This is a genomic window from Chryseobacterium sp. MMO-72, from assembly GCF_037146035.1.
Classification (GTDB): Bacteria; Bacteroidota; Bacteroidia; order Flavobacteriales; family Weeksellaceae; genus Chryseobacterium; species Chryseobacterium indicum.
Map to the genome: position 1 here is coordinate 13938 of NZ_JBBCWG010000026.1, position 13470 is coordinate 27407.

Consider the following 13470-nt stretch of genomic DNA (forward strand, 5'->3'; position numbering starts at 1 on the left):
TTCCATATTTTTTTTAGCATAACATACCAAACTAAAACAGTGCTTATATAAGAAATTAAATAAATATAAAATTTTTGATTGATCGGCTGACTTTTATAAACAAATAAAACTCTCAATTCGTAATCGTTTAATAAAAAAGCCAGTATAGTACTAACCAAAATTACAAAAGTTAAATTTCTAATTTTTTCAAAATAAAATGTTACTACATTAAATATGATAAAAAAAGATGATACACAAAATAGATAATAGGATTCAAAAAGGTGACTAATACAACGATATACATATAAATATAAAAAAGTAAAATCAGATTGTACAATAGATGTTAATGTACTTATTAATATTGAAAATAGTAATACTACTGTTACGAAAATAAAAGAATTAATTACTAAATATAATTTTAATGACATCCTAATGCAGTTATTGGTTTTTTATTCTTGAGATAATCTTTTACAAAAATGACAATAATATTTCAATTGATCATTTTTAGATTGACAAAAGAGTTAGTCTCACAACTCTATAATGTGGCTTAAGATTCTATTGTATAAAAAGTATTTTCATCAAGAAGTAGAGAAAGACTTTACCATATATCTCCATAATTTAATATTACATCATTGCTTAATTCATCATTATATAGACCAAAATTAACACGGATAGCAAAAATAGCCCAAGGAAAAAGTAACCAAGAGATTTATTTCCTATTACAAATGCCCGAATGGAAATCGCTAACATTGACGAAAAGAAAAAGGCGACACCCAGTATTATTATTAATGCTACAACAACCAAAAGTAAAAATACTATGCTCACACCTTTTTATAATTTATTATTTACAAAACCGCAGAAAATTTCCTGCGGCTTATTAATTTGTAGATAATTTTCAATTCATATTATTAAGATGTTTTGTAACTTCTTCGTACGAATCGTTTGGCTGTATTACTACTTTTCCTTTTGTATTTATAACCAGCCATTTTTTATTTATTGTAACAACTGATAAGCCATTGATAAATTCCTCGCAATAATCATATTTAATAGGAATTACAATTTCACCTAATTCATTAATAAATCCAAATTTATTACCTATTCTAGCCTTTGCTAGACCATCATGAAAATCTCCAAAAACCATATAGATAAAATCGGTTATTTGGATACCGTTGTAATTGAACAATGCAAATAAATTATTTTTTTCTACAACAATTAAATTTTCATTTAAATAGGATATTTGATCATATATACATGGAATAATTTCTTTACCATCAAGATTGAATAGACCATACAAACTTTTTACTGATCGCAAATCTCCTGAATCGTTTGACTTTAAAATTGTGTCGACATTTTTAGTAACCTTATAGAGGTTTTTATTTTTTTGTATATAATAAAAGCTTCCTGGAATTATTATTTTTAAATTTTTATCTATTATTCCCATATTATATTCTCCAAAATATTTTGTATGATATCCAAACAAAAAATGATCATTTTCTATGTATTGAATTAGATTGTATATAAATGGAATAATTACATTATTTTTTTTATCGATAATTCCTGCAGAATCATTTTTATAAACGACAGCATAATTATCCACAAATTTTTTCGCAAATTGATATTGAGGCTTTATAATAATATTATCCATTCTATCTTTATATCCCCATAATGTATCCTGATTAAAAACAGCCAACTCTTGGCTTTTTAAAATTAATGGCATAAGCAGAAGAAATAATGATACAAATAGAAGTCTATTTCTTTTCATAAATCCATTTTTTAAAAAAATAGTAAATAAAACTTGAACAGCCCAAAATGATCAGAATTGATCTAATAATACTATCAATTCTTTCATTTTTCGCAGTAAAAAACTCTGCTGATAAATAAAAGGCAATTGTAAAAAAAAGTACAAAAATATAATTAAGTCTAATAATTTTATTTTTAAATAAATAAAAAATAATCATTAAATAAAAAAAGATATATATAAAGAAATGAGTTATTAGGATATAAAAAAGCCAATAAACATTTATAAAAAGATCTATCAAACTCCTTATTAAAATAAAATGTATATTACAAATTACCACCCATAATACCACTAAAATAGTTAATAAAGTAACTTTTAGCATTTCTTTTATTTGCATCCTAATGAACTTAATGGTTTATTTCCTTTAAAGTAATCTTTTACTTTTACCCAATCTGGTCTGTATATTTCAGGAGAAATTATTGTAGCATCATTTTCTGTACCTCCATGGTCTTTTACAAATTTTTTTATTTTTGCCTGCATACCAGACCAAAGTTCATCAGCTCCATTAAAAGCAGGATTACTATCTACCGATAGATTATTAAAGATAGGTAAATTAACTCTATCTAATCCTCTTGTATAAATATACATAGCATTATCACCTGGATTGATGTAGTAACTGAAAAATCTGTTACCTGATACTGGATGTTCACTATCCCATGGACTTGTAATTGTTGTAAATACCCACGTATTACTTGTTACCCCAGAACATATAACAGTCCCATTATTATGTCCTACAATTACAGGTATATATATACTTATCAATGCATTTAAAGGATTTGTAGAATTCCAAAGTGCAGTATCATTAACTCCTAAATCTGTATCAACAACAGGTGTAAATTTCTCCGCAAAATCATTTAGATGTAATCTAAAATAGTCAAAAAATTCCTTATGTGTAAATTTCTCACTAGTCCCTGGCTTATTAGGCATCTTAGATATTTTAACTGAAAATAAATCCATATTTAATGATTTTCCTTTTGCATTATCTAAGTTTTGTATAATCAAATCATCCTGATACCAATGTGTTTTTGAATTAATATCCTTTAATTTATTTTTAACACTTTGCGGTATTTGATGATCCGCAATTGGTTTCCAATCATCTATTTTATTACAAGGGATATCCAATAATAAATTAGGATTTAAGGTTAAAGCGTTATCCAAAGCTTTTATTCTTTGAAAAATTTCATTAGGTGCAAGGGTATCAGGGTTCTCTTGTAAAAATTTTTGAGAGAACATTAACATAGGCTCAAACTCCTGCCAAGTTATTGTAATATTATCAATTTTAAATTGTGCAGCCCATGCAATAATTTTTTTAGCGTCATTACTTCCGTTATTTGCATAAAAATAGTTACTCAACCCATTGTAGAAGTCAGTATTCATAGGATTGGTCAGTAAATCCTTTAAATTCAGAGGGAGGCTGTTTATATATAACGAAAAAGTACTGGATATATTCGGAGAAGTAGGAATTCCTGTACATCCGTCACCGGAATCATACCCAATTCCCGAAGCGGGAGTCTGTGGTCCTGTAAGAACTCCGTTTCCATTGCATGGAGTAGAAGATCCTCCGTCTTCATTACTTCCTCCGCTACCGGGAAGATCGGGGAAATTAGGATCCCAAGGATTATCAGAACCTCCTGAAGTATCGGTACATACTTCTGTAATAACATATACCAGTTCCGAAGGCTGGTCTGCTTTACATTTAGGATACTGTTCTCCATGGCTGTGAAGATTTTCACTGCATTCGGTATAGTAAAAATTAATTTCCAGATGGCAATCCTGCGTTTTGGAAGTTATTCCGCTTTGGAAGCTCCCGGTTTCTAAAGACTGATACGTTACTTTATTTTTGGTATCAACTGTTCCGCCGGATCTCAGGATCTCTTTTTCCTGATCTGTAATATAATAAGAAACCAGAATTTCCCTGTATGTACCATCTGAAAGAGGACTTAATACCAGATTTTCTAACGGAGCATTTGCTGGTGCATTTTCCCTGATGATATTAAAGGTGTAGGTATGGTAATTCGGTCCGTTTTCGATGTAGATTACATCATTAGTATCAATGGAGGTTCCGTTTCCGTAATCTATTACTTTTCCCGAAACATTAGACTTCATAGATTTCAGCATAGTTTTGGCTTCTGAAATTTCAGGAAGAAGCTGTAGCTTATGTTTGCTTTCATCCAAAGAAATTCTCTTGGAAGATAATTGAAATTTATTACTATTATCAGCTAAAGAGGATTCTTCATTCGTACTTTCGTACGACAACCCGATAAGAATAACACCAATGCAATAAGCATCAGGAAATAAGATTTTTTCATCGTGTTTTGATTTAATATTTTTTTTGCAATATTAAAATAAATACCTTGATGTACAACTCACTTTTACGGAAAAATTATTACTTTTACGAAAAAGATCAGTACTAATATGGAAAAGATTATCAAAAAAATAGCGGAGATCCGCAGTAAAAAAGGTTTCTCTTATGAGAACATGGCTCATGATCTGGATCTGAGTACTTCAGCCTACCGTAAAATAGAAACCGGAGAGACAAAACTAACCGTTGAAAGGCTTGTGGATATTTCTAAGATCTTGGAAACTCCATTGAATGATTTGCTGGAAACTGATTCGCAAAAAAATTTTAACCAGGAAATACGTGAAAATGGAACGGGTTATCAAGCTGTCGACAATGATAATATTTATTACGAATATTCTGAGATTTCAAAAAAATTAATTGAAGTTTATGAACAGCAGATCAAGGATCTGAAAGCGGAGATTGAGGTATTGAAAAGTAAGTAGGTTTGCGGATGCTTCGACAATTTCAGCATGACATTGCGAAGACTAACTGAAATAAAAAAGAGAGCTCACTAATTCCGTAAAGCTCTCTTTCAGTAATTTTTTTTCAGATGCATTGTTATTGTTTTATGTCTGTTGTCTTTTTATCGTTAAACTGGATCAGCCAGTCCTCAATTTCATCTTCCAGATAAGAGGTCTGAAGAATCATGGCATTGATGAAGTCATCGGGAACAGGTTCGTCTGTTGCATTTTCAAGATTCCATAGTTCATTAGACATATTTTCATACTCGGAATAGACACGTTTGAAGCGTGAATTTTCTCTTTCAAGAGCTTCAATATTTTGCTGCTGAAGCTGGAATTTTCTGTATTTGTTTTGACGTTTCATACAAATATTGTTAAAATGTGGTCGTAAAATTTTTTGATCGTATGCTTCTAATCGCGCATTACAAGATAGAAAAAACCATCAACACAAATAGTTGAAAATGAATTTATTATCAGGTCAGGCTTACATCATTCTGAAAATTAAATTTAGAAATAATTTTGAATCTAAAAAAATATTTAACATCTTTTTTTATCGGTTTAACATATAATTATAAATTTGCATATCATAAAAATCGGATGAGAGATTTAATACTACGTCAGAAACAGGTTTTGTTCTTCATCATTGCAGGAGGACTCAGTGCGGTTGTGGAAATCGGGAGTTTTAAACTCTTCAGCACTTCCCTTCCTCAGTTCTTTCCGCGCGAAACCAATTTCCACGGAATCCATTATCCGCTGAGTAATATTTTCTCTACAAGCTGCGGAATCATCACCAATTATTTCCTGAGCATCTGGTTTGTTTTTGAAAGAGGAAAACATTCCAAAAGAAAAGAATTTGTGTATTTTATGATGGTTTCTTTTATTTCGACTTTATTAAGTCTCGGTTTTTTCCAGATTTTCTACAGTTATATATTTAAGGATAATATAGATTTGATTATTTATACGCTAAGTCCGGAAATGATCAGTAAAATTGCGGCTATTCTTCTGGTTTCGGTTTTAAATTATTCCATCAAGAAAAAAGTAATCTTTAACGGATAGGCTGTGACGAAAGTTTTAAATTACCTCTGGAGATTCTGGATGCTGATTTTAGCATTTGTCTTCACCATCCTTTTCGGAATTCCTGTTTATATTTTATCATTTAATAAAAAGCATTATAAATATGCTTACCGGTTTGTACGGTGGTGGAGTTACTGTATTTTTTTCGGGATGGGGCTTCGATATGATCTGACAAGACTTTCTGATCAGAAACTGGACAAAAATCAACAGTACGTTTTCATATCCAATCACACTTCAATTATGGATATTATGCTCATGTGCATTTTATGTGCAGATCACCCTATTTGTTTTGTAGGAAAAAAAGAACTGGTAAAAATTCCGATTTTCGGTACTATATATAAAAGAATCTGTGTAATGGTAGACCGTAAAAGTGCAAGAAGCCGAGCCGATGTCTACCGTAGATGTGCCGAAAAAATGGAAGAAGGAAACAGCATTGTTATTTTTCCTGAAGGCGGTGTTCCGGATGATACTTCTATTATTCTGGATGAATTCAAGGATGGTGCATTTACACTTTCTTCAAAACACAACTCTCCTATCGTCGTTTTTACTTTCATCGGATTAAAGGAAATTTTCCCATTTGACAATTCAAAAGGTTATCCCGGAAAAGCAAAAGTATATTATAACGGTGTCTTAGATCCGTCAGATTCACCAAGAGATCTTAAATTATCTTCTTTTGAGACAATAAAAAAAACACTCTTACAACACTATAATTAATAGAAATAATATATATTTGTTTTCAGAAATTTTCAACAAATATGTCAAATTATTCTAAACAAACTAATTGGGGACAATTTATCCCATTGGTTACTGTATTTTTTTTCTGGGGATTTGTGGCGGCAAGTAATGACATTTTGATCCCGGTTTTTCAAAAAGCCTTTAATTTATCTCAAACCGAAAGTATGCTTGTACAGATATGCTTCTATGTGGCATATACAGTCGGCTCTTTAATTTATATGCTGATCTCTGCGGGATTAAAGCAGGATTTGGTAAATAAAATTGGTTATAAAAACGGTCTTATAGTAGGACTGCTTATTTCCGCCGCGGGAACTTTACTGTTCTATCCGGCTGCTAATACGCATTCTTTCCCTTTAATGATTTCCGGATTATTTATTGTGGGATTAGGCTTTTCGCTACAGCAGATTGTAGCCAATCCTTTAGCGATTGAAGTCGGACCTTCTGAAACAGGTTCTCAAAGATTAACAATGGCAGGAGGAATTAATAATCTCGGGACAACGATCGGTCCACTCATTGTATCTTTTGCTATTTTCGGATCTGCAGCAGCAGCGAATAATGATGTAAGTGTTGAAAGTGTAAAAGTTCCTTATCTTATTCTGGGGGTAGCTTTTGTTTTGGTTGCAATCATGCTTAAATTTTCTTCGCTTCCCGCTATAACACCTACGAATACAGAAACTAAAGATGATATGGTAAAAGGAGACCACAGAAAATCTGCTTTTCAATATCCTCAGTTAATTTTAGGAATGATTGCTATTTTCGTTTATGTAGGCGTAGAAGTTTCTACCGCTTCTAACCTTCCTGCCTATATGGAAAAAAGTTTAAATTTTGAAACGAAAGACGTGGCACCTTATATTTCTTTATATTGGGCTTCTTTGATGATTGGTCGTTGGACAGGTGCGGTTGAAGCTTTTGATGTAAGTGCAGGTTTCAAAAAAATCTTACGATTTTTAGCTCCTTATCTTGCATTTGGTGTGTTCTTATTGGTAAATGCCATTGCAAAGCACGATCTGTCTCATTTCTATGTTTACGGATTGATTATTATTGCGATGATTATCTGCGATATTATGAGTAAAGGAAATCCGGCAAGAATGCTTTTGATCTTCTCGGTTGCAGGAATCACTGCATTACTTATAGGAATGTTTACTTCCGGAATGGTTTCCGTATACGCTTTTACAAGTGTAGGTTTATTCTGCTCTACGCTTTGGCCGTGTATTTTTGCTCTTGCAATCAATGGGCTTGGAAAACACACCAACCAAGGTTCAGGCTTCCTGATCATGATGATTATGGGAGGAGGAATTGTAAGTTTCATTCAGGGGTATGTTGCTGATATGACGAATATTCACTTCAGCTATATTGTAGGTGTAATCTGTTTTGCTTATCTTGCTTTCTATGCAGTAAGAGTAAGCGGAATATTGAAATCTCAGGGAATTGATCTTGACAAAATCACGAAAGGAAGTGGTCACTAAGAAAACAGAAATACGATATAAAAAAAGGTTTTGGGCAGGTTTATTACTTGCCCAATTTCTTTTGTTTTATGCCTTCTCGAAATCTGCAATCATGATTTCTTTTTTTGAAAATTTATTTGAAATCCAGAAAGCAGTTCATCAGATTATCTTTTCGTGGATACCTTTTTCCTTTGGAGATGTGCTTTATATTTTGCTGGGAATTTTTCTTTTGTATTGTATTATTACATCATTTAAAAAGAAACGCAGAAATTCTTCTTTATTAAAAATGTTAGTGAGCATAAACATCTTCTATTTTTGTTACCAGATATTTTGGGGGATGCTGTACTTTCAGACTCCCGTTATTGAGAAACTTCCCAGAAAGAAAGAACCTACTGTTGAAAAAGCCAAATTACTTTCGTTAAAATATCTTGCGCTATGTAAGGAAACCCGAAAACTCACTTCCGAAGATAAAAACGGAATATTTATCATAAAAGATTTAAAAGCGGTTCAGGAAGAAATTCTTTATCAGCAGACAAAGCTTCCGAAAAACATTTCAGATAAAAGAGCTTGTGAAATTAATTCATTTAAGCCGAGTTTATTTAAAAACATCATGAATTTTACCGGAATTCTGGGATATTACAATCCGTTCACTGCGGAAGCACAATATAACTCACAACTACCTCCCAGTTTAATTCCTTTTACTTCTGCTCATGAAAGTTCGCATCAGCTTGGTTTCGCAAGAGAGCAGGAAGCAAATTTTGTGGGATATCTTATCGGGATTCATTCGGAAAATACAGATCTTCGGTACAGCACAGAATATTTCACTTTAAAAAGCCTGCTGAATTTTATAGCAGATAAAGATCCTGAATTTGTAAAATCTGTTCTGAAGAATTATTCTGCTTCCATGAAAAAAGACAGAGCTTATGAAAAGGCTTTTGTCTTAAAACATCAGGGATTGCTGGACGACATTTTCGGCTTTACAAATAATCTTTTCCTGAAAAGCAATCAACAGGAAGGATCAGTTACCTACTCCTATTTTATTGATCTTCTGCTGAATTATGAAGAAATCTGAAAAATAAAAGAATCGTATCAGGCGATACGATTCTAAAAACACAAATGATGAAAAAAAATTTATTACCTTGACTTGTTCCCTCATTCAAGGCGATGTAAAAGTACGATATTTTTCAGAAATACAAAAGTAATTTTACTTTTTTTAAAAACTTTATGAAAACTTTATGAATTTTTAAGTTTTTATGAGTTTATATAAAATTGTTTGGATTCAGAATAAATTTCTACAGAACACACAAAATTTTAACTTAATATTCTTTAAATTTTCCTTTATTAATCAAGATTTAAACTTTTTGATCTTAAAAATAGATGGTGTCTGATGTTATTTTACTAACAACACTTTCTTTTATCACTTTAAAAAGCAATTCACAAAATAAAAAAAATTGAGAAGTATCTTTTGCTTCTCAACTTTTGACTAGATACAATCAGAAAATATCTTTGAATTGTTTCTGAGATTTTAAAATCTCATTTTCTTTTTTAAGTAATTCTATATCTCTTTTAAGCAGAGAAATATAATCCTGTAAGTTTTTTAGTACAGAATTTAGTATATTATAGTTTGACTTATGATTTCCAAAATCATCGTTATAGCTTGAATTATCATTAAAAACAATTTCTGAAAACTCAGATTCTTTGATATCATCAACAGAAACATCCAGAGCTTTTGCCAGTTTCTCCCATTCGTCATCATAAATTTTCGATTTCCCATTTTCTTTACGCGAATAGCTGGAAGGATCTGTAGATAATATTTTTGCTATGGTTTGTTGAGATAGTTTTCTTTGTTTTCTAAGGTCTTTTAGTTTTTGTTGTATCATCCCTCTGTGTTTATTTTGCAAATTTATAAAAAATCAAACGCAAAATCTGCAAAAAAAATTGCATGAAAATTGCAATTTTTATCCATTAATCGTGAGATACTTTTTCATAGCTTTGAAAAATCAATATTGATAAAGCGCTTAAAAAAACTCATTTATATATATGTACAGATATAGATGAAAACTGATCAGTAAAACCCTATGTCATGGATTGTATGGCAAAAAATAAGTATTCAATTAAAAGTAAAACACTCTTATTATGAAAAAATTAGAAAAATTAGTTGAAAAAAGTCTTTCAACTTCGAAAATGGCTTTTGTAAAAGCAGGTGATCAATGTACAGGTGGAGGTGCAGATTCTATAGATGGAAACGGAATGACAACATATACAGGATTTAAAGTAACCATGACTGAATGGGAAGAAAGCTGTCCGCCCTCATCAGACTTTAATTAATTTTGAAATCTAATAACGACCGCCTCTATCAGGCGGTCACTTTTAAAATCATGAAAAATATTATATTAAAAAAAATCTTTTTAGTAATTGCCCTACTATTATTAATTCCCAAATTAATTGCACAAGGAAATTTAAAATATAACACACATGTAAACCGAGCAGAAAATTCCATATTAGAAAAAGACTATGCTTTAGCTTTAATAGAATATAATAACCTAAGTTCTGAATTTAACAATCTTTATGGAAAAGATATATATAACGCATTGATTTGTGCAAATAAAGAAAAAAATTGGGAACAAGTTTTTTTATGGGCCAAATTATTTCTGTCTAAGGGAGCTGAAATAAATTTTTTTAATCAAAAAAAATTTGAAGAACTAAAGAAAACAAATCATTGGAAAAAAATTTTAAAATTAAATATTAAAAACAATATCAATGTTAAATTAAAAAAGAAAATTGATTCGTTAGTAAATATTGATCAAGGAGAATTTGTTCAATTAAAAGAAAAAAATATACCTGACATATATGATTTTACTGCTAATATTGATAAAGTTCTATTCAAATTAGACAAAGAATATAAAGGTATAACAGAAGATAATGTAGGTCTTAATATTACTAATGATACAATTTTTTCATTTTTGCCTACTTATAGTGTGTTACTGAGACACAGTTATCAATCAAAGAGAGAAAACAGTTATTTTAATTATCAGAAGCAAAATTTTAATCTTGAAAAAGATTTATTCTTCACAATTAACAGTTTTGATTTAGTGCCAATAATATTGTATAAAAAAGAAACTTACTTTCTAAAAGAAGAATTTTTATCAACTGAAAAAGTTGAGCTATTAAACTATATACAAAAGGCAAAAAAAATATTAAATAAACCAAACTCTGATTTTATATTATATTATCCATGTTCAGAGATTGCTTCTTTTGCAAATAAAGAAAGTGAATTACAATTTAAAACAATTCTTGATAATTTTTATTATAAATAATGAGTATACTTATTGTTTCTGTACAAAGTGATGAAGAAAAAATGGATTGGAAGCAATTCATCATCAATAGAAAAGATCCAAACTATGAAAAAATTCAGATGCATTTCAGATTAAATGGTGCGATTCCATATACTGTTCTTCTTGATAACAATTCTAAGATTTTAAGGTCTACAGTCGGTCTATCCTCAGAGAAAGATTTGCTGGATTTTATCAATGATAAGAAGTAAAAAGATTCAAATTCATTATAAAATCGAATATAATATACTCACAAGCAATAAAATAAACATAAATCACGTTAAAATGAAAAAAGTATTTGTTTTTTTCAAACATCTGCTTATTTTTAATGAAAAATATTAATATGCTATTGGACAAACTCATTAACTATCTAAAACTCGACAAACAGGAGTTCCTTTTTCAGTTCAACTCACACCCAAATTATCCTTCTGCTCTGGCTTTCAGCGATACGTTAAATTTCATGGGCGTACGTAATGATGCTTACGAATTAGATAAAGAATATTGGGATGAACTTCCTGAAGAGTTTATTACGATAGTAGATAATTCGTTTTCGCTCGTTAAAAAAAACGGCACACAATATTCTATTTACTCAGATAAAGCAAAGACGTTAAATAAAGAAGAACTGCACAAAAAATCGACAGATTTTGTTTTACTTTTTGAAAAAGATAAAGTGGAGCAAAAAACCGTGACGAGTTATAAACCTTTTATTTATGTTATTTTTGCGGTCGTTCTAATTTATTCCGCAATTAATTTAGCATGGTATGAAGCAGTGTTCAACGTTTTATCGCTGGTTGGAGTTTATATTTCTTTAGAGCTTTTTAACCAGAAATTTGGAAATACTTCTACCGTTATCGGAAGTATTTGTGGCGATACCGCAGGAAATCAGGCTGTAAATTCATGCAACAAAATCATTACTCAGGATAAAACAAGTATTTTAGGGCTTAAGTTTTCAGATTTTTCCCTGATCTATTTTGTTGGTCTTACCATTTTAGGATTATTTCTTCCTGTAACTTCACTTCTTATTAAAGGTTTTACATTTGCTTCTGTTATTGCAATCGGCTATTCATTGTATGTTCAGGGCTTTGTTGAAAAAACTTTCTGCCGTGTATGTCTTTTAATTATTTCTGTTTTAACAGCTCAGATTTTAATCAGTGTTTTACTTTTTCCGCTTATATCTTTTGATCTGAAAACAGCTTTGCTTGGTATTATTTTGTGGATTGCTGTGTTTTCAATGGTGTTATACCTGAACAACACGCTTGAAGAAAAAGAAACACTACAAAAATCAAACGCAAAAAATTTAAGATTTAAAAGAAATTATGAACTTTTCAAAAGAGAACTTTTAGAAAACGAAAAAGTAACATTTTCTGATAATGAAACATTTTTTGTAGGAAGTAAAGATGCCAAACTGCACTTATCGATTGTTTCAAATCCATATTGCGGATTTTGTAAAGATGCTCACAAAATTGTAGAGAATTTACTTACAAAATATCCAAATGATATTTCTGTACAGATGAGATTTAATTATTCTCCGGATAAAAAGAATGAGAAATTCACCAATCTGATTTCAGATTTCATGTATACCTACAGAAACAAATCATCACAGGAGTTTCTGCATCTTATAGAATATTGGTTTGAAAATAAAGATGAAAACAAAGTAAGACAAAAAGCAGGAATTACTTCTACTCAGGAAGACCTGACTCCGCTTGTAGAAATGTCTGAAGAAAACAGAAATGCAGGATTAAATTTTACACCAATCATTTTGATCAACGGCTATCAGTTCCCAGATAAATATGATCGTGAAGATATTTACTATTTTATTGATGAATTATCTGAAGACGAAGAAATATAATTAATAATTAATTTTCGTAATACAAAATTCACTAATTTAGGAAAAATTTAAAGCGGAATCCGAAAAGCTTAAAAAGAGTAGGAAATCTACAAATTATTAATACTATGAAAAATCTAAAAAAACTTTCAAGAGAAAATTTGAAATCTGTAAAAGGAGGAATTACTAAAGAATGCGCTGAAGGACAGGCTGCTTCTGTAAAGTGCTATATCTCGCAATCTGAATGTACAAATGATCCTGACTCTGGAGGATTTTGCATTCGCTATTGTAATAGATATTGTTATTAATCTTAACTAATAATTAAAAATGAAAAATCTAAAAAAACTTTCAAGAGAAAATCTAAAATCTGTAAAAGGAGGATATACACAAGAACATACAAAGTTTTGTAACTCCAGAGGGCTTACTCCATGTTTAAGCGGAACTGATGCCTTTGGATGTCGTGTTGATGGGCAATGCGTC

General features: G+C 30.5%; 15 protein-coding genes. 11 read left to right on the forward strand and 4 right to left on the reverse strand.

All coding sequences use genetic code 11. The annotated features are described in order from the left end of the window. Positions 1 to 874: 874 nt before the first annotated feature. Positions 875 to 1741 (reverse strand): WG repeat-containing protein, encoded by an 867-nt coding sequence (locus tag WFH39_RS20915; RefSeq protein WP_336691332.1) that lies wholly within the window; start codon positions 1739 to 1741, stop codon positions 875 to 877. A 363-nt stretch (positions 1742 to 2104) separates the two neighbouring features. Further along, on the reverse strand, positions 2105 to 4033 hold the full coding sequence (locus tag WFH39_RS20920; protein ID WP_336691333.1) for a hypothetical protein: 1929 nt from the start codon (positions 4031 to 4033) through the stop codon (positions 2105 to 2107). A 159-nt stretch (positions 4034 to 4192) separates the two neighbouring features. Between WFH39_RS20920 and WFH39_RS20925 the strand changes: the two genes are divergently transcribed. After that, on the forward strand, positions 4193 to 4561 hold the full coding sequence (locus tag WFH39_RS20925) for a helix-turn-helix domain-containing protein (RefSeq protein WP_336691334.1): 369 nt from the start codon (positions 4193 to 4195) through the stop codon (positions 4559 to 4561). Between the two features lie 115 nt (positions 4562 to 4676). Here WFH39_RS20925 and WFH39_RS20930 read toward each other — a convergent pair whose 3' ends face one another. After that, entirely contained in the window at positions 4677 to 4943 is a 267-nt protein-coding gene (locus WFH39_RS20930) for a hypothetical protein (RefSeq protein WP_087710611.1), read from the reverse strand. Between the two features lie 233 nt (positions 4944 to 5176). Here WFH39_RS20930 and WFH39_RS20935 point away from each other — a divergent pair, with 233 nt between their 5' ends. From WFH39_RS20935 to WFH39_RS20950, 4 genes are all read left to right on the forward strand, one after another. Beyond that, positions 5177 to 5635, forward strand: coding sequence for a GtrA family protein (locus WFH39_RS20935; RefSeq protein ID WP_336691335.1), 459 nt, complete (start codon positions 5177 to 5179; stop codon positions 5633 to 5635). Positions 5636 to 5638: 3 nt separating this feature from the next. After that, positions 5639 to 6367, forward strand: a complete 729-nt coding sequence (locus WFH39_RS20940; protein WP_250902089.1) for a lysophospholipid acyltransferase family protein — start codon at positions 5639 to 5641, stop codon at positions 6365 to 6367. A 41-nt stretch (positions 6368 to 6408) separates the two neighbouring features. Further along, positions 6409 to 7854 (forward strand): sugar MFS transporter, encoded by a 1446-nt coding sequence (locus WFH39_RS20945; protein WP_214588497.1) that lies wholly within the window; start codon positions 6409 to 6411, stop codon positions 7852 to 7854. Between the two features lie 91 nt (positions 7855 to 7945). Further along, the gene (locus WFH39_RS20950; RefSeq protein WP_336691336.1) at positions 7946 to 8905 is read left to right on the forward strand and encodes a DUF3810 domain-containing protein; all 960 of its coding nucleotides are present in this window, start codon (positions 7946 to 7948) and stop codon (positions 8903 to 8905) included. 421 nt (positions 8906 to 9326) lie between these two features. Here the strand turns inward: WFH39_RS20950 and WFH39_RS20955 are convergent, their stop codons facing one another. Then, entirely contained in the window at positions 9327 to 9713 is a 387-nt protein-coding gene (locus WFH39_RS20955; protein WP_336691337.1) for a helix-turn-helix domain-containing protein, read from the reverse strand. Between the two features lie 256 nt (positions 9714 to 9969). Between WFH39_RS20955 and WFH39_RS20960 the strand changes: the two genes are divergently transcribed. From WFH39_RS20960 to WFH39_RS21290, 6 genes are all read left to right on the forward strand, one after another. Continuing rightward, the gene (locus tag WFH39_RS20960; protein WP_336691338.1) at positions 9970 to 10161 is read left to right on the forward strand and encodes a hypothetical protein; all 192 of its coding nucleotides are present in this window, start codon (positions 9970 to 9972) and stop codon (positions 10159 to 10161) included. 50 nt (positions 10162 to 10211) lie between these two features. Next, on the forward strand, positions 10212 to 11150 hold the full coding sequence (locus WFH39_RS20965; protein WP_336691339.1) for a hypothetical protein: 939 nt from the start codon (positions 10212 to 10214) through the stop codon (positions 11148 to 11150). After that, positions 11150 to 11377: a TlpA family protein disulfide reductase gene (locus WFH39_RS20970; protein ID WP_336691340.1), complete on the forward strand. Its 228-nt coding sequence runs from the start codon at positions 11150 to 11152 to the stop codon at positions 11375 to 11377. The genes WFH39_RS20965 and WFH39_RS20970 overlap by 1 nt, the downstream gene beginning before the upstream one ends. A 116-nt stretch (positions 11378 to 11493) precedes the next feature. Beyond that, complete coding sequence (locus WFH39_RS20975; RefSeq protein WP_336691341.1) at positions 11494 to 13014, forward strand: thioredoxin domain-containing protein; 1521 nt, start codon at positions 11494 to 11496, stop codon at positions 13012 to 13014. Between the two features lie 104 nt (positions 13015 to 13118). Beyond that, positions 13119 to 13298 (forward strand): bacteriocin-like protein, encoded by a 180-nt coding sequence (locus WFH39_RS21285; protein WP_431306835.1) that lies wholly within the window; start codon positions 13119 to 13121, stop codon positions 13296 to 13298. Between the two features lie 19 nt (positions 13299 to 13317). After that, positions 13318 to 13470 (forward strand): bacteriocin-like protein (locus tag WFH39_RS21290; protein ID WP_442891795.1); only part of this gene is annotated, 153 nt, incomplete at its 3' end.